The sequence below is a fragment of the Streptomyces sp. NPDC031426 genome, from assembly GCF_055581585.1.
Window position 1 is genome coordinate 339881 of record NZ_JBVIJE010000005.1, and the last position, 15534, is coordinate 355414.

The following is a 15534-nucleotide window of genomic DNA, read 5'->3' on the forward strand; positions in this document are numbered from 1 at the left end:
CCCGGGCGATTAGCTCAGTGGGAGAGCGCTTCGTTCACACCGAAGAGGTCACTGGTTCGAACCCAGTATCGCCCACCCGGACCGACGGCCCACCTGCGAAAGAGCAGGTGGGCCGTCGGCTTTTTGCAGAACCGGCAACATCCCTCGTGGCCTCCGGTCCGCCCACTGCACCATCGTCGGCACCGACCGCAATCGACGCGGCACGGCCGCCGGGTCGTCGTCGCACCGCATCCACGAGCCGCCCGCCACCGCCCGGCCCGCCTCGCTCCGCCCCTCTCCGTACGCCGCCCGACCGGCAGGCAATCCGAACAGACCAGCGCACCGACAGAACCGACGCCGCACCGCCCTCGAGAGGCCCGGCGCCCCCCAGAACCCATGCCGCCCGAGAACACCCCGGGAGCCCCCATGCCGAAGCCCCCCGCCCCCACTCCCACCCCCACCCACCGCCTGGTCCCGTCACCTGCCGGGCGTGTGCATCTCGTGGAGCAGGGCAGTGGCCCCCTCGTGCTGCTGGTGCACGGGTTCCCGGAGTCCTGGTACTCCTGGCGGCACCAGTTGCCGGCCCTGGCCGCCGCTGGTTACCGCGCCGTGGCTGTCGACGTGCGGGGCTACGGCCGTTCGTCCAAGCCGGTGGCCGTGGACGCGTACCGGATGCTCGACCTGGTCGCGGACAACGTGGCCGTGGTGGAGGCCCTGGGGGAGGAGTCGGCGGTGGTCGTCGGGCACGACTGGGGCGCCACGATCGCCGCCACCTCCGCTCTGACCAGGCCCGACGTGTTCCGGGCCGTGGCTCTGCTCGGCGTGCCGTACACCCCGCCCGGCGGCCCGCGGCCCAGCGAGGTCTTCGCGCGGATGGGCGGGGACGAGGAGTTCTACGCGTCCTACTTCCAGCAGCCTGGCCGGGCCGAGGCGGAGATCGAGCCGGACGTGCGCGGCTGGCTCGCGGGCTTCTACGCCGCCCTGTCCGCCGGCACCATGCCCGCGCCGGGCGCCCCCGACCCGCACTTCGTCGGCCGCGGCGGCACCCTGCGCGAACGGTTCCCCGCCGGCCCGCCGCCGGCCTGGCTGAGCGAGGCTGACCTCGACTTCCTGGCCGGGGAGTTCGAGCGGACCGGGATGACCGGGCCGCTGAACCGTTACCGGAACATGGACCGGGACTGGGCGGACCTGGCCGGTCACGAGGGCGCCCCGATCACGCAGCCCTCGCTGTTCGTCGGCGGCGCCCTGGACGCCTCGCTCGCCTGGCTGGCCGACGCGGTCGAGGCGTACCCGAAGACCCTGCCCGGCCTGCTCGGCTCACACGTCCTCGACGGCTGCGGTCACTTCGTCCAGCAGGAGCGCCCGGAGGAGACGAACCGGATCCTGACCGACTGGCTCACCACCCTGCCCACCTGAGCTCGGGCCGCCCGACCCGCACCGCGCTGCCTGAGCTGCGGCGCTCGCACCGTGTCGCGCGACGTCCCGTCGCTCCGCGCCGGTTTCGCGGACGTCTGGCTTACCGGCGGTCTTGGGCCGGACCTCGGGGCAGCTGCCTCGCATCGTGTCCGCTGGGCTGCGGGGGCCCCTATGTGTTTGGTCAAGGTCGAAGACCAGTAGGTTCGTGTCGTCGGGGGCGGTGGCCGAGTTGTGGGGGCGTTCGTGGGCGAGAGCCAGGTCACGATCAAGCTGACGAGTGACGAGGCGCTGGTGCTGTCGCACTGGCTGCAGAAGCTGCAGATGACGGACTTCAGCCGCGTCGTCGACGATCCGGCGGTCTGGGCCCCGATCCATCGGATCGCCGGAACGCTGGACAAAGCGCTTCCTGAGCTGTTCGCGCCTGACTACGACCAGCGGCTTGAGGCCGCTCGTCAGCGACTTCGGCCGGAGGACTGACCAACGGTCTGAACTCCTCACCTGGCCGCAGCGGGTTGAGGTTCGTCGAAGGTTCCGTCGCGGCGCATGGCGAAGAGGACGTCGGCCCGTCATCGGGCGAGGCAGAGGGGTGCTTGGGTGTGGTGCTTGCCGTGCGCGATCTTCTTGTCGTAGTAGGCCCGCGATTCCGAGTCGCCCAGTGCGGCGAACGCGGAGAGGAAGGCCGGCCGGACCCCGGGGCCGCTGCCTCGCATCGTGCTGCCTGAGCTGCGGCGGGCTCGCACGGTGTCGTTGTCGTTCCGGCCGCCCCGCACCCGTTCCGCCCGACATCCGGCCGCTCCACGGCTCTCGGCCGGACCCACGGCCACTCCGCACCGTGCTCCCTGAGCCCCGGCGGGCACGACGACCGGGTGCGGGGGCGGAAGCGGTGCCGGGGATGGGGCGGTGACGGTCCGTTACTCCTGGTGGGGTGCCGAGGAGCGGGCCAAGAAGATCAACCGGACCATCGCGCTCTTCGAGAAGAAGTACCCGAAGACCAAGGTCAAGACGGACTTCCAGACGTACGCGTCCTTCTGGGAGAAGTTCCAGACCCAGGCGGCCGGCGGAAATCCCCCGGACGTTTTCCAGAATGCCGTCACCTTTCTTCGGAAATACGACAAGCGGGGAATTCTCCTCGACCTCAAGTCTCAGGTGCAGGCAGGTGATCTGACTCTGGATCACTTCCGGAACGGCGTCACGAAGGTCGGCGAGGTCGACGGAAAGCAGCTCGGAATTCCCGTCGGCTCCAACGCCATGGCACTCGTCGTCGGTCCAAGGAGGCCTACCTGGACTACTGCCGTTACTTCAACGCCACCAAGGCCGAGCAGAAGGCCCGTTACGGCTCCGACTTCGGCACCCTGCTGCTCTTCCAGGGCCACTCGCGCCTCGACGCCTACGCCGCCGTACAGACCGGGGACGCCACCTTCGCCAGGCGCGCCTGGACCAAGTTCTACGGCTCGGACGGCTACACCGAGTCCTTGCCGTGGGAGACCGAGAGACTGACCGGCCCCGTCACCCTGGTCGAGGGCGGCGAGGCGAGCTGGATGTCCAGCAACGACACCGCGCTACGGCCTCGCGGCCATCGAGAACCTGGCGTTGCTCGGCGAGAGGATGCCCTAGCCGGTGTAGGGGGAGCGCCGTCGCACGGGCGGCGGCGCTCGCCCACCGAGTCTGGCCCGGCGCTCGGTGCGGCGCCATGAGTACGCGTACTCAGATCTCCCGCCTCACCGGGCAGACTCATTCCCATGGACTGGACCCACTACCGCTTCCGCAGCCGGTGGTCCCTGCCCGCCCCGCCCGCCGTCGTGTACGCGGTGCTGGAGCGGCCCGAGGACTATCCGGGCTGGTGGCCGCAGGTCCGCTCGGTGACCAGGCTGGACGCCGACACCGGGGTGATCACCGTCCGCTCCCTCCTGCCGTACGACATGACCTTCACCGCGCGGCAGGCCCACCGCGACCCCGACGCCGGTGTGCTGGAGGTCACCCTGTCCGGCGACATCGAGGGCTGGGCGCGCTGGACGGTCACGGCGGAGGGCTCCGGGACCCTGGCGCGCTACGACCAGGAAGTGGACGTGCACAAGCCGCTGCTGCGCCGGCTCGCCGTGCCCGGCCGCCCGGTCTTCCGCGCCAACCACCGCCTGATGATGCGGTCCGGACGGCGCGGGCTGCTGCGCCGCCTCCAAGCGGTTTGAAGGATCCGCGCCGGGACCTGTATTGTTCACTGCGTTCCCGGGCGATTAGCTCAGTGGGAGAGCGCTTCGTTCACACCGAAGAGGTCACTGGTTCGAACCCAGTATCGCCCACCGGGAAAGAGCCGGTCCGCCCAGCGGACCGGCTCTTTTGATGCCCTGGGGGGCGTCATGGGCGAGGAACAGGGCGGGGAAGGACCGAGACTTGGCGCGCAGGTGCGCCGGCTCCGGGTCCGCAGTGTGATCAGGATCCTCCTGCTCGCACTCGTGCTGGGCGGCGTCGTGGCGCTCGCCAGGATCACCTTCAACACCGAACGGGTCACCACGATGTGGGTCGGCGCACGGATCGCCGCCGACGGCAGCGCCCGGATCACCGAGGTCATCGACTACGACTTCGGCTACCCGCACCTGGAACGGCACGGCATCTACCGCGACCTGCCGGACCTGCCCTTCGACGAGGATGAGGTCCACATCGCCGTCAGCATGGACGGCCACCGCGTCCCCTGGGAACTCACCACGGGCGACTACTGCACCTAGCCGAACGGCCACCGGGAGATCGCCGCCCGCATCAAGACCGGCGACCCCGGCAAGGCCGTGACCGGCGTGCACCGCTACCGCGTCCAGTACACCTCCAGGACGTCGTGAAGAAGGGCAGGCCGGCCTGGGACGCGGTCGGCACCGGCTGGCAGGTCGACCGGTCCCGCGTCGAGCTCCACGCCGTGGCCCCCTACCTGCTGGCTGCTCGGCGCCGTCGCCGACGGCCACCTCGTCCTCGGCGGCGAGGGGCACGCTCCGACCCTGCGCCGCAGCAGCAGGGGCGCCGGGTCCGACGATCCGGTCGCCAGGGAGGTCCTGCGGTACATCTTCGCCGGGCGCGACCGGATCACCCTGGGCATGTACGACTCGTCCTTCCAGACTGGCCGGCATGCGCTCGCCCGCCACCTGCGGCAATGGCAGACCGGCTCCGGTCTGTGGGACCCGGCGTCCGTGCGCCGGGCCCGCACCGGACGGTACGCCGGCAGGGCCGCCGCCGTGCTCGGCTTCGTCGCGGCAGCAGTGGGCGCGGGCCTCGGCGGCAGCCGCCTCGCGGCGGGTGGACCGGTGCTCATCGCGGGCGCGGTCGTCTTCGGTGCCGGCCTCGCGCTGGCGCGGCGCGCCTGGGAGCTGCACCGCTGCACCCGCGAGGGCAGCGCCCAGTGACGGCGGGTGGAGGCGTTCCGGCGCTACCTCGCCGCCCCTCGGTGACTCCCGCCGAGCAGCCCCTCGACGACGAACAGGTCCGGCTCTACACGGCCAGGGCGGGCCGCCCTCGGCCTGGGCGACACCTGGCGGCACGCCGTCGAGACGTCCGCCGTGCCCACCCGGCAGCCCTCCCCGCCCGCCGTGCGGCTGGGGCCGGCGCCGGCCCTGGGACTCGTCGTCAACGCCGCGCTCTCCTCCAGGACGCCGTCCTCCAGCGGCGGTGGCTCCGGTGGCGGCTCCGGCGGGGGAGGCTCCTCCGGAGGCGTCGGCGGTGGAGCGGGCGGTGGCGGAGGCGGCTCCTGGTGACCGCCGTACCGGGGGCGGTACCCGCTCCGCCTATGCCGCCGCCGGCAGTTCCGGCCTGAGCGGCCAGTCCGTGCTGACGGTCTCCTCCGAGCCGCTGCGTGCGAACCATGCCTGCAGCCCGCGGGCCTGTGCCGCGTGCCAGCCCGTCTGGAGTGTGTGCAGCTCGGCGGGGGTCAGGCGCTCCAGCCGGGTCGCGAAACGGCGGCCCAGGGCCCGTACGACCTCCAGCGCGGCCAGGGCGTCCGCTCCCGCGTCATGCGCGCCCTGCAGTGTCACGCCGTAGTGCGCGCACAGGTCGGTCAGGGTGCGGCGGCCCTTGCGGTAGCGGTCCAGGTGCTTGTCCAGCACGCGCGGGTCCAGTACGTGCAGCGGGGTCGCCTCGAACCAGCGGTCCAGCGAGGACGCCCGGTGCCGGCGCAACTCCCGGTCCAGCAGGGTGAGATCGAAGGGCGCGTTCATCACCACCAGCGGGCGGCCCATCGCGGCGTGCTCCGCCAGATGCTCGGCTATCTCGTACATCACCGGCGCCGGCCAGCGGCCGTTGCGCTGCAGGTGCTCCTCCGTCAGCCCGTGCACCGCGGTGGCCTCCTCGGGCACCGGGACACCCGGGTTCACCAGCCAGCGGGTGACCCGGGGCCGGGTGCCCGGCGCGTCCTGGACGACGACGGCGGCCGACACGATCCGGTCGGTCTCGACGTCCACGCCCGTCGTCTCCGTGTCGAAGGCGGCCAGCGGCCCCTCGTACCAGTACGTCATCCCAACCCAACTCCTCGTTCACCCGGGGCAGGTGACGTTCCGTCTTCTGCCCGTTTGGTGATACCCGGGCCGTTTGCGCCGTACGCCGGGGGGAGACAACAGGAGTACGGGTCTTTGCAGTTCAGCGGCCCGCAGCGGGGAAACTCTTGGCTTGGAAGGCTGTTGGTCATGGCCATAGCGCAGCCCGAGCGGGGCGGGCTGCTGCCCGATCGCACGGGCCACCTTCGCGGCACGCTCGCCACCACCGCCTGCATGGAGACACTGCAGGTCGGCTACTTGCACGCGGTCGCCGCCGCGGCCGGCTGCTCGCTGTCCCAGCCCTTCCCTGACAACGGCATCGACTGGCACGTCAGCCACAGCGCGCCCGGACACACCGTCGACGACGAGGTCACCATCAAGGTGCAGCTGAAGGCCACGTACCAGGTCGCGCCGAACCCTCCGGGACGCACCTTCTCCTTCACCCTCGACAACGACCATCTGCGCAAGCTCGCCCGCACACCCGTCTCGGTGCACAAGATCCTGGTCGTCATGCTCGTCCCGCGCTCGCAGGACGACTGGCTGCGGGCCAGCCACGACCGGCTCGACCTCAGGCACTGCTGCTACTGGGTCAACCTCGCCGGCCACCCCATCACGGGCCGGCACCGGACCACCGTGCGGATACCGACCACACGCATCTTCGACGACCGGGCGCTCTGCGAGATCATGACGCGGGTCGGGACGGGAGGCAGGCCATGAGGAGCCGTCCGTACGAGGAACTGCCGCGCCAGGTCCGGCCGCATCCCGACGACCTCGCCTGGAACCGGCCCCCGGAGCCCGCCGAGGTCGACCCCGCCGTGCTCGGCGCCCTGCTGCACCGGCATGGCTGGCAGCGGCGTGGCGGAGCCCCCGGGCGCTACGGCCGCTGGACCCCGCCGGGACCGGGCGCCGGCGGGACCAGCCTGCTGGTGCCCGAGAGCCGCGCCTTCCCCGACAGCGACGACCTGCTCGGCGAGGCCCTCGACGCCCTCGCCCGCAGCCACACCCCCGCGGCGCGCGAGGTGCTGATCTCCCTCGCCGTGCCCAGCGACGAGATCCGCTGGTGGCGTGACACCCCGAGCGGACCCGTCGGCGCCGCGCCCTGGTCGGCCGACGAGCAACTGCGCGGCGCCGCCCGGCAGATGCTGCTCGCCGCCGCACTCGCCACACGCGCGCGTGCCGGGTACTACGGCGCCCGCCACCGCCGCTCCGCCGCCGCACTGCTGCAGGACGTCCTCGTCGGCCCCGCCGCCGAGGGCCGGCACCTCACCGCCTTCGTGCCCGTGCCCACCGGCCGCGCGCTCGCCGTCCGCCTGCACCAGGCCCTGTACGCCGCCCGTGAGGCCGTCGACTACCAGCGGGCCACCGGCGGCATGGACGCCTTCGACGGCGCGGTCGAGGCGGGCGTCAGCCGCGAACTGACCGAGGCGCTGGCCGCGCTCGTGCGGGGCACCGAGGGCGCCCGGATCGCCGTCGCCTGGGCACCCGGCGTCGGCGTCCCCGAGGGCTGCGCCCCCTCCGCCGAGCCCGTCGAGTTCTCACCCGGCGACCTGCCCGTGCTGCGCGAGGCCGCCGCCCGCTATCTGCGCGAGGAACCCTCCGTACCGGTCCGGATCACCGGCGCCGTGGTCCGCATGCGCCGCTCCGGACCCGGCGGCGAGGGCACCGTACGGCTGCGCGTCCTCGCCGGAGCCGACGTCCCGCACGTCCGCGTCACCCTGGACGAGGAGGACTACCGCATCGCCGGCCACGCCCACCTCGTCGGACTCCCGGTGCGCGTGCACGGCCGGCTGGAGCGCCGGGGCGGCTTCCGCCGGCTCACCGGCGCCTCCGGGGTCGTACCCGTACAGGTGGACGAGGGCGAGCGGGACCGGCTGCTGAAGTCGCTGCAGGAGAACCTCGACTTCTTCGAGGAGGCCTGCGGGGAGGCGTACGGGGACGAGGACTGAGGAGTGACGACAGGGGACTGTGGGTGACCGTTTCGCGGTCGGCGCCGTGGGGTCGGTACGATCGCCTGTGCGCGCGCTCCTGGTATGGCGCCGCACCCACCTTCAGTCAGGAGAGACCGGTGTCAGACGTCCGTGTGATCATCCAACGCGATTCCGAGCGGGAAGAACGCGTGGTGACGACGGGCACTACGGCCGCCGACCTCTTCGCGGGCGAGCGCTCGATCATCGCCGCGCGTGTCGGGGGCGAGCTGAAGGACCTCGCCTACGAGGTCGAGGACGGCGAGACCGTCGAGGGCGTCGAGATCTCGTCCGAGGACGGCCTGAACATCCTGCGCCACTCCACCGCGCACGTCATGGCGCAGGCCGTGCAGGAGCTGTTCCCCGAGGCCAAGCTGGGCATCGGCCCGCCCGTCAAGGACGGCTTCTACTACGACTTCGACGTCGAGAAGCCGTTCACGCCCGAGGATCTCAAGGCCATCGAGAAGAAGATGCAGGAGATCCAGAAGCGGGGGCAGCGCTTCGCCCGCCGTGTGGTCACCGACGAGGCCGCCCGTGAGGAGCTGGCCGCCGAGCCGTACAAGCTGGAGCTGATCGGCCTCAAGGGCTCGGCCTCCTCCGACGACGGCGCGGACGTCGAGGTCGGCGCCGGCGAGCTGACGATCTACGACAACCTGGACGCCAAGACCGGCGAGCTGTGCTGGAAGGACCTCTGCCGCGGTCCGCACCTGCCCTCGACCCGCCTCATCCCGGCGTTCAAGCTGATGCGCAACGCGGCCGCCTACTGGCGCGGCAGCGAGAAGAACCCGATGCTCCAGCGCATCTACGGCACCGCCTGGCCGTCCAAGGACGAGCTGAAGGCCCACCTGGACTTCCTCGCCGAGGCCGAGAAGCGCGACCACCGCAAGCTCGGCACCGAACTGGACCTCTTCTCCATCCCGGAGCAGATCGGCTCCGGCCTCGCCGTCTTCCACCCCAAGGGCGGCATCGTCCGCCGGGTCATGGAGGACTACTCGCGGCGCCGCCACGAGGAGGAGGGCTACGAGTTCGTCTACACCCCGCACGCCACGAAGGGGAAGCTCTTCGAGACGTCCGGGCACCTGGACTGGTACGCCGAGGGCATGTACCCGCCCATGCAGCTCGACGAGGGCGTGGACTACTACCTCAAGCCCATGAACTGCCCGATGCACAACCTGATCTTCGACGCGCGCGGCCGCTCCTACCGCGAACTGCCGCTGCGCCTCTTCGAGTTCGGGACCGTGTACCGGTACGAGAAGTCGGGCGTCGTGCACGGCCTGACCCGCGCCCGCGGCTTCACCCAGGACGACGCGCACATCTACTGCACCCGTGAGCAGATGTCCGAGGAGCTGGACAAGACGCTCACCTTCGTCCTCGGCCTGCTGCGCGACTACGGTCTGACCGACTTCTACCTGGAGCTGTCCACCAAGGACCCGGAGAAGTTCGTCGGCTCCGACGAGGTCTGGGAGGAGGCGACCGAGACCCTGCGCCAGGTCGCCGAGAAGCAGGGCCTACCCCTGGTCCCGGACCCGGGCGGCGCCGCCTTCTACGGCCCGAAGATCTCCGTCCAGGCCAAGGACGCGATCGGCCGGACCTGGCAGATGTCGACCATCCAGCTCGACTTCAACCTGCCCGAGCGGTTCAACCTGGAGTACACCGGCCCCGACGGGTCCAAGCAGCGTCCGGTCATGATCCACCGCGCGCTGTTCGGCTCCATCGAGCGGTTCTTCGCGGTCCTGCTGGAGCACTACGCGGGTGCCTTCCCGGCGTGGCTGGCCCCGGTCCAGGCGCTGGGCATCCCGATCGGCGACACGCACGTGGAGTACCTGGAGAAGTTCGCGGCGGCGGCCCGGAAGCAGGGCCTGCGCGTCGAGGTGGACTCCTCCTCGGACCGCATGCAGAAGAAGATCCGCAACGCCCAGAAGCAGAAGGTGCCCTTCATGGTCATCGCGGGCGACGAGGACATGTCGAACGGCTCGGTGTCGTTCCGCTACCGCGACGGCTCGCAGGAGAACGGCATCCCGTTCGACGCGGCCATCGCGAAGATCGCGCAGGTCGTTCAGGAGCGGGCCCAGGTCTGATCCGGCACCGGCTCCGTACGAAGGCCCCCGGGGAGGTTCACTTCCCCGGGGGCCTTTCGTCTCCCTCGCGGGTGAAGGTCTGCATCAGCCAGGACGAGAACGAGCCCGTCACCGCGCCGAGCAGGGCGAGGCCGCCGATCATCATCCCGATGGCGATCGTCCGGCCCATCGGGGTGACCGGGGTGATGTCGCCGTAGCCGACCGTGGTGAGGGTCGACGCCGCCCACCACACGGCGTCCCCGAACGTGCGCATGGTGGTGCCGGGGGCTCCGCGCTCCGCCTGGTAGACCGCGAGAGCACCGGAGAAGCCGAGCAGCAGGGTGGACAGGCCGGCGTAGGAGATCACGCGTGCGTGCAGCGAGAGCCGGGGCTGGCCGGCCTTGCGCTGTACCGCGTCGTACAGCGGAACGATCCGCAGCGGGCGCAGCAGCGGCAGAATGACCACCATCGTGTGCAGCATGTGCGTGGAGACGAAGCGCAGCCCCTGCCCGCTGAGCCGCCAGCGCACCCCGTAGTCCGCGGCGAACAGCACCCAGAGGGCGAGCATCACCAGCTTGCACACGCTGTGCCAGAACGCGGGCAGGCCCGGAGCCAGGACATGGGTGGCATACGCGGCCAGGAAGACCAGCGACGCCAGAAAGAGGGGGATCTCGGTGCGCTGCTCCCAGAGCGCCCGGCGGCTGTCGTCGTCCACCGGCCAAGCTTGGCCGGTGACCTTTCTCCCGCCGCCCCGGCGACACGCCGCGAACGGGCGAAGCCATATGCTGCCTAGCATGACGAGTGAGCCGGAGCAGCAGATCGGAGTGGGGACGCAGGACGCGTTCCAGCGCCTGTGGACGCCCCACCGGATGGCCTACATCCAGGGCGAGAACAAGCCGAGCGGCCCGGGGGCCGACGACGGCTGCCCCTTCTGCACGATCCCGGCCAAGTCCGACGAGGACGGGCTGATCGTCCGGCGCGGCGAGCATGTCTACGCCGTCCTCAACCTCTACCCGTACAACGGCGGCCATCTGATGACGGTGCCCTACCGCCATGTCGCCGACTACACGGACCTGACCGGTCCGGAGACCGCGGAGCTCGCCGAGCTGACCAAGCAGGCGATGACGGCCCTGCGCACCGCGTCCGGCGCGCACGGCTTCAACATCGGCATGAACCAGGGCACGGTCGCGGGCGCCGGGATCGCCGCCCACCTGCACCAGCACATCGTCCCGCGCTGGGGCGGCGACACGAACTTCATGCCGGTCGTCGGCCACACGAAGGTGCTGCCGCAGCTGCTGGCCGACACCAGGAAGATGCTGGCGGAGGCCTGGCCGGCGTAGTCGCGGGGTGCCCTCTGCCGAGGGCACCGCTCACGCGTCGTAGAGGTCGGCCTTCTTCGGCGTCGGGTCCTGGACCTGTCCGCTGAGGAAGGACGAACGGGTGCCGAACTTCTCCGTGTCCACGCCGTTCTCCTCCAGCACCCGGATCGCCGCCGAGTGCACCACCCGCAGCACCGGGGTGGCCGCGCGCAGCGCGTCGTCGGCCATGAAGCGGTGCCGCCAGGGCTGGTCGGCCCAGGCGTGCCGCAGACCGAACGGCTCGGGCAGGACGAGCGAGCCGCCGAGCCAGTTGAGCACCGGCGGGTACCAGGTCAGCGGGGCGCGCGCGGCGAGCCGTACCACCTCGTCGGTGGTGACCAGCGGCAGCATGATCTTCCTGGTCTCCCAGGGCTTGAGGGACTTGGCCACCTCCTTGCTCGGCGGCTCCGGCTTGGAGGTGAACAGCGCGTTCACCGGACCCAGCGCATGCCCGGTCACCTCGATGCGCAGCGTCTCGTGCAGCACCGTCACCGTGATCAGCATGGTGAGGACCAGCTGCCCGTCCCACAGCGTCCACTGCACGCCCAGATAGTGCCGGTCGCCGCTGCCGAACTGCTGCTTGTTGCAGATCTCCTGTATCGCGTGCGTCTTGACCTGGAAGGCCTCGACGTCGGTGCCCTCGGGCCGGGACACCGCCGTGGCCTTCTCGCCGATCGGCGTGACGATCCAGTGCTTGATGGACGGCCTGGGGAACCCGCCGGTGTTCAGCGGGCCGCGCTCCAGCAGGGAGAGCTGGTCGTGGATCGCGCGTATCACGTCCCAGCTGCGGAAGGGGTGGATCTCCCGGGCCGGGTCGGCCGGCACCAGGTCCTCGGCGAGCTGCCAGGCGCCCCACCGGGTGCCCATGCCGAGTATGCCCTTGGGACCGGCGTAGAAGACCGAGTTGGACTGCTGCTCGGCGCTGAGCCGGGCCAGCGACTGGCGCAGCTCCTCGGCCGCGGTCTGGTTGGGGCCGCGCGGCACGGCCTCGGGCACCTTGGCGCCGACGCTGGTCCCCGAGAGCAGGCCGTCCCAGCGGGCCCGCAGATCCTTGGCCGTGCGCTCGCAGATCCGCTTGGCCCAGAACCAGCCGAGCACGGGGAGCACGACCGACGCCCGGGCGTACCACGCCCAGAAGCCGGTGAACGGCATCTTGATGAGGAACAGCGCGGCGAGCACGCCGACCCCGAGGAGCAGGGCGGTGGCGAGCGCACCCGCCCGTTTGTCCTCGCGCGTGGCGACGAACGTGCGCAGCTGGAAGACGAGCAGCCAGGCGAGCAGCCCGGGCAGGAAGAGGACGCCGCACAGGACCGTCACGGCGGTCAGGCGGTTGTCGCGCTCCCGGCGGATGTTGTTCGCCGCGAGGCAGTGCTCGACGACGAACTGGGGCTCGGTGCCGAAGGACTGGATGAGCGGCTTGCGGTCGGGAGCGAGCATCCGGCCGATCACGGCCCGCGAGAACGCCTCACCGAGGTTCGGCCGCAGCAGGGCGATCCTGCCGGGCTTGAGGGTCGACTCGTGCCACTCGTTGTCGGCCTTCTTGATCTCCTCCATCGGGCTGTCCCGGTACGCCGCGGAGGCCAGCGCGGCGGTCGCCGCCTGACTCGCGTCGCCCGAGACGGGCACCTGAGGCCCGTCCCACTCCGTTCCGAACGACATTCCCGCCCCCATCGCCGCCGGTGTCGCTTCTGCGGCCTTCCCGACTTCCCTGCTCCGCACACCTGTTGAACGGGCCGTCGCATCGATTACCCGTCACAACCGGACGGCTGCGGAACGACCCGATCAGGTGATCAGCGTATCCGCCGCCACCGACAACCCGCGGGCGGACGGCCGAAGCCGCCCGCCCGCGCACCCGGCTCGCGGGTGCTGAACTACCCGTTCTCACCTGCCTGTTCCCGGATCCGTTCGGCGATCTGCGGCGGCATCGGCTCGTGCCGGGCGTAGGCGCGGTCGAACCGTGCCGTGCCGTGCGACAGCGAGCGCAGGTCGACGGCGTACCGGCCGATCTCGAACTCGGGCACCTCGGCCTTGATCAGCGTCCGCCCGGAACCCACCTGTTCGGTGCCGAGCAGCCGGCCGCGCCTGCTGGACAGGTCGCTCATCACGGCGCCCACGTAGTCGTCGCCGACCAGCACGGACACCTCGGCCACCGGTTCCAGCAGATGGATCTTCGCGTCCGCGGCGGCCTCGCGCAGCGCGAGCGCGCCCGCGGTCTGGAAGGCGGCGTCGGAGGAGTCCACCGAGTGCGCCTTGCCGTCCAGCAGCGTGATCCGCACGTCCACCAGCGGATATCCCGCGGCGACACCCTTGGCGGCCTGTGCCCGTACGCCCTTCTCCACGGACGGGATGAACTGGCGCGGTACCGCGCCGCCGACCACCTTGTCCACGAACTCGATGCCCGAGCCGCCCGGCAGCGGCTCCACCTCGATCTCGCAGATGGCGTACTGCCCGTGCCCGCCGGACTGCTTCACATGCCGCCCGCGTCCGCCGGCCTTGTTCGCGAACGTCTCCCGCAGGGAGACCCGGTGCGGGACGACGTCGACCTGGACGCCGTAGCGGCTGCGCAGCCGTTCCAGGGCGACGTCCGCGTGGGCCTCGCCCAGGCACCAGAGGACCACCTGGTGGGTGTCCTGGTTCTGCTCCAGACGCATGGTCGGGTCCTCGGCCACCAGCCGGGACAGGCCCTGCGAGAGCTTGTCCTCGTCGGCCTTGCTGTGCGCCTGGATGGCGAGCGGCAGCAGCGGGTCGGGCATCCGCCAGGGCTCCATCAGGAGCGGGTCGTCCTTCGCGGACAGCGTGTCCCCTGTCTCGGCCCGGCCGAGCTTGGCCACGCACACCAGATCGCCGGCGACCGCGTGCGTCACCGGGCGCTGCTGCTTGCCGAAGGGCATGGACAGGGCGCCGACCTTCTCGTCGACGTCGTGGTCCTCGTGGCCGCGGTCGGCCAGCCCGTGCCCGGAGACGTGCACCGTCTGGTCGGGGCGCAGGGTGCCGGAGAAGACACGCACCAGGGAGACCCGGCCGACGTAGGGGTCGGAGGAGGTCTTGACGACCTCGGCGACCAGCGGGCCGCCGGTGTCGCACGGCTTCAGCGCGCGCGCCTTGCCGTCGATGGTGGTGACCTCGGGCAGCGGGTGCTCGAACGGGGTCGGGAACCCGCCGGTGACCAGCTCCAGCAGTTCCACCGTGCCAAGCCCCTGTTTGGCGCCCTCGACGGCGGGGGCGGCCGCCAGGACGGGGAAGAACGAGCCGCGGGCGACGGCCCGCTCCAGGTCCTGGATCAGCGTCTTGACGTCGACCTGCTCGCCGCCGAGATAGCGGTCCATGAGGGTCTCGTCCTCGCTCTCGGCGATGATCCCCTCGATGAGCCGGTTGCGGGCCTCCTCGATGTCCGGCAGCTGGTCCTCGCCGGGCTCGGACTCCTTGCGCTCCCCGGTCGAGTAGTCGAACAGCTTCTGCGACAGCAGTCCGACGAGCCCGGTCACGGGCGCGTGCCCGTCGGGTCCCTCGGGGCCGCGCAGCGGGAGGTACAGCGGCAGCACGGCATCGGGGTCGTCGCCGCCGAAGGCCTCCGCGCAGACGCGGGTCATCTCCTCGAAGTCGGCGCGGGCCGCCTCCAGGTGCGTGATCACGATCGCGCGCGGCATGCCGACGGCCGCGCACTCCTCCCACACCATCCGGGTGGAGCCGTCCACGCCGTCCGAGGCCGAGACGACGAAGAGGGCCGCGTCCGCTGCGCGCAGACCGGCCCTGAGCTCCCCGACGAAGTCGGCGTATCCGGGGGTGTCGAGCAGGTTGATCTTGATGCCGTCCCAGGCGACCGGCACCAGGGAGAGCTGTACCGAGCGCTGCTGCCGGTGCTCGATCTCGTCGTAGTCCGAGACGGTGCCGCCGTCCTCCTTGCGGCCCGCCCGGTTCACCGCCCCCGCGGCCAGCGCGAGGGCCTCCACCAGAGTCGTCTTGCCCGAACCGGAGTGGCCGACCAGCACCACGTTCCGTACGGATGCGGGCTGGTCGGCCTCCAGAGCCCTGCCGGCGGCCCCGGGGTGGTGCGTTTGAGTCTTGTCGCCCATGATCCTGCCTCCCGTGCACGGTGAGGTCACTGTGGGCGCGGACACGCGGGACCCGCGTGCACTGGCGGCTCCGGCGACGCCCGCGGTTATTCGAGCTTTCCACTCCCGTCATGCTGCGTCCATACGAACGACAATCGCGCACGCCGATCGCGCCACGCGCGCGCCGTGCACGGCGGCCCGCA

General features: G+C 71.4%; 14 protein-coding genes, 2 tRNA genes and 3 pseudogenes. 14 read left to right on the forward strand and 5 right to left on the reverse strand.

Annotation, left to right across the window (positions count from 1 at the left end):
* The first annotated feature begins 3 nt into the window (after positions 1–3).
* The 3 genes from ACZ5NH_RS12330 (at position 4) to ACZ5NH_RS12340 (ending at position 1872) form a co-directional block, all read left to right on the forward strand.
* Positions 4–75 (forward strand) — tRNA-Val (locus ACZ5NH_RS12330).
* Between the two features lie 330 nt (positions 76–405).
* On the forward strand, positions 406–1395 hold the full coding sequence (locus ACZ5NH_RS12335) for an alpha/beta hydrolase (RefSeq protein WP_468774675.1): 990 nt from the start codon (positions 406–408) through the stop codon (positions 1393–1395).
* A 243-nt stretch (positions 1396–1638) separates the two neighbouring features.
* Entirely contained in the window at positions 1639–1872 is a 234-nt protein-coding gene (locus tag ACZ5NH_RS12340; RefSeq protein WP_468774677.1) for a hypothetical protein, read from the forward strand.
* Positions 1873–1889: 17 nt separating this feature from the next.
* Here ACZ5NH_RS12340 and ACZ5NH_RS12345 read toward each other — a convergent pair.
* Positions 1890–2081, reverse strand: a pseudogene (locus tag ACZ5NH_RS12345) (IS110 family transposase); the annotation flags it as partial.
* Between the two features lie 169 nt (positions 2082–2250).
* Here ACZ5NH_RS12345 and ACZ5NH_RS12350 point away from each other — a divergent pair.
* The 7 genes and pseudogenes from ACZ5NH_RS12350 to ACZ5NH_RS12380 form a co-directional block, all read left to right on the forward strand.
* Positions 2251–2682, forward strand: a pseudogene (locus ACZ5NH_RS12350) (ABC transporter substrate-binding protein); the annotation flags it as partial.
* Positions 2667–3009 (forward strand): annotated as a pseudogene (locus ACZ5NH_RS12355) (exo-rhamnogalacturonan lyase family protein); the annotation flags it as partial. The pseudogenes ACZ5NH_RS12350 and ACZ5NH_RS12355, both read left to right, overlap by 16 nt.
* A gap of 125 nt (positions 3010–3134) precedes the next feature.
* Positions 3135–3581 (forward strand): SRPBCC family protein, encoded by a 447-nt coding sequence (locus ACZ5NH_RS12360; protein ID WP_388626605.1) that lies wholly within the window; start codon positions 3135–3137, stop codon positions 3579–3581.
* A gap of 39 nt (positions 3582–3620) precedes the next feature.
* Positions 3621–3692, forward strand: a tRNA-Val gene (locus ACZ5NH_RS12365).
* Between the two features lie 57 nt (positions 3693–3749).
* A complete protein-coding gene (locus tag ACZ5NH_RS12370) occupies positions 3750–4115 on the forward strand; it encodes a DUF2207 domain-containing protein (RefSeq protein ID WP_468774679.1) in 366 nt (121 codons plus the stop codon).
* A gap of 357 nt (positions 4116–4472) precedes the next feature.
* A complete protein-coding gene (locus tag ACZ5NH_RS12375; protein ID WP_468774681.1) occupies positions 4473–4778 on the forward strand; it encodes a hypothetical protein in 306 nt (101 codons plus the stop codon).
* 153 nt (positions 4779–4931) lie between these two features.
* The gene (locus ACZ5NH_RS12380; RefSeq protein ID WP_468774683.1) at positions 4932–5126 is read left to right on the forward strand and encodes a hypothetical protein; all 195 of its coding nucleotides are present in this window, start codon (positions 4932–4934) and stop codon (positions 5124–5126) included.
* Between the two features lie 30 nt (positions 5127–5156).
* Here ACZ5NH_RS12380 and ACZ5NH_RS12385 read toward each other — a convergent pair whose 3' ends face one another.
* Positions 5157–5882 (reverse strand): 3'-5' exonuclease, encoded by a 726-nt coding sequence (locus ACZ5NH_RS12385; protein WP_388626214.1) that lies wholly within the window; start codon positions 5880–5882, stop codon positions 5157–5159.
* A 168-nt stretch (positions 5883–6050) separates the two neighbouring features.
* Here ACZ5NH_RS12385 and ACZ5NH_RS12390 point away from each other — a divergent pair, with 168 nt between their 5' ends.
* The 3 genes from ACZ5NH_RS12390 to thrS all read left to right on the forward strand — a co-directional run bounded on the left by ACZ5NH_RS12390 (position 6051) and on the right by thrS (position 9942).
* On the forward strand, positions 6051–6617 hold the full coding sequence (locus ACZ5NH_RS12390) for a DUF4365 domain-containing protein (RefSeq protein ID WP_468774685.1): 567 nt from the start codon (positions 6051–6053) through the stop codon (positions 6615–6617).
* Positions 6614–7846, forward strand: coding sequence for a hypothetical protein (locus tag ACZ5NH_RS12395; RefSeq protein WP_468774687.1), 1233 nt, complete (start codon positions 6614–6616; stop codon positions 7844–7846). The genes ACZ5NH_RS12390 and ACZ5NH_RS12395 overlap by 4 nt, the downstream gene beginning before the upstream one ends.
* A 119-nt stretch (positions 7847–7965) precedes the next feature.
* Positions 7966–9942: a threonine--tRNA ligase gene (gene thrS / locus ACZ5NH_RS12400; RefSeq protein WP_388626210.1), complete on the forward strand. Its 1977-nt coding sequence runs from the start codon at positions 7966–7968 to the stop codon at positions 9940–9942.
* 37 nt (positions 9943–9979) lie between these two features.
* On the opposite strand, the gene ACZ5NH_RS12405 is transcribed toward thrS, so the two are convergent.
* Positions 9980–10636, reverse strand: coding sequence for a potassium channel family protein (locus ACZ5NH_RS12405; RefSeq protein WP_468774689.1), 657 nt, complete (start codon positions 10634–10636; stop codon positions 9980–9982).
* A gap of 67 nt (positions 10637–10703) precedes the next feature.
* Here ACZ5NH_RS12405 and ACZ5NH_RS12410 point away from each other — a divergent pair, with 67 nt between their 5' ends.
* Positions 10704–11261, forward strand: a complete 558-nt coding sequence (locus ACZ5NH_RS12410) for an HIT family protein (protein WP_228618846.1) — start codon at positions 10704–10706, stop codon at positions 11259–11261.
* A 30-nt stretch (positions 11262–11291) separates the two neighbouring features.
* Here ACZ5NH_RS12410 and ACZ5NH_RS12415 read toward each other — a convergent pair whose 3' ends face one another.
* The gene (locus ACZ5NH_RS12415) at positions 11292–12938 is read right to left on the reverse strand and encodes a hypothetical protein (RefSeq protein WP_451555276.1); all 1647 of its coding nucleotides are present in this window, start codon (positions 12936–12938) and stop codon (positions 11292–11294) included.
* A gap of 212 nt (positions 12939–13150) precedes the next feature.
* Positions 13151–15352: an elongation factor G-like protein EF-G2 gene (locus ACZ5NH_RS12420; RefSeq protein WP_468774692.1), complete on the reverse strand. Its 2202-nt coding sequence runs from the start codon at positions 15350–15352 to the stop codon at positions 13151–13153.
* Positions 15353–15534 lie beyond the last annotated feature (182 nt).

Coding starts and splice junctions, on each gene's coding strand:
- ACZ5NH_RS12385 (WP_388626214.1), bottom strand. CDS start 5,882: ATGACGTACTGGTACGAGGGGCCGCTGGCCGCCTTCGACACGGAGACG.
- ACZ5NH_RS12375 (WP_468774681.1), top strand. CDS start 4,473: ATGTACGACTCGTCCTTCCAGACTGGCCGGCATGCGCTCGCCCGCCAC.
- ACZ5NH_RS12370 (WP_468774679.1), top strand. CDS start 3,750: ATGGGCGAGGAACAGGGCGGGGAAGGACCGAGACTTGGCGCGCAGGTG.
- ACZ5NH_RS12335 (WP_468774675.1), top strand. CDS start 406: ATGCCGAAGCCCCCCGCCCCCACTCCCACCCCCACCCACCGCCTGGTC.
- ACZ5NH_RS12360 (WP_388626605.1), top strand. CDS start 3,135: ATGGACTGGACCCACTACCGCTTCCGCAGCCGGTGGTCCCTGCCCGCC.
- ACZ5NH_RS12395 (WP_468774687.1), top strand. CDS start 6,614: ATGAGGAGCCGTCCGTACGAGGAACTGCCGCGCCAGGTCCGGCCGCAT.
- ACZ5NH_RS12410 (WP_228618846.1), top strand. CDS start 10,704: ATGCTGCCTAGCATGACGAGTGAGCCGGAGCAGCAGATCGGAGTGGGG.
- ACZ5NH_RS12420 (WP_468774692.1), bottom strand. CDS start 15,352: ATGGGCGACAAGACTCAAACGCACCACCCCGGGGCCGCCGGCAGGGCT.
- ACZ5NH_RS12390 (WP_468774685.1), top strand. CDS start 6,051: ATGGCCATAGCGCAGCCCGAGCGGGGCGGGCTGCTGCCCGATCGCACG.
- ACZ5NH_RS12415 (WP_451555276.1), bottom strand. CDS start 12,938: ATGTCGTTCGGAACGGAGTGGGACGGGCCTCAGGTGCCCGTCTCGGGC.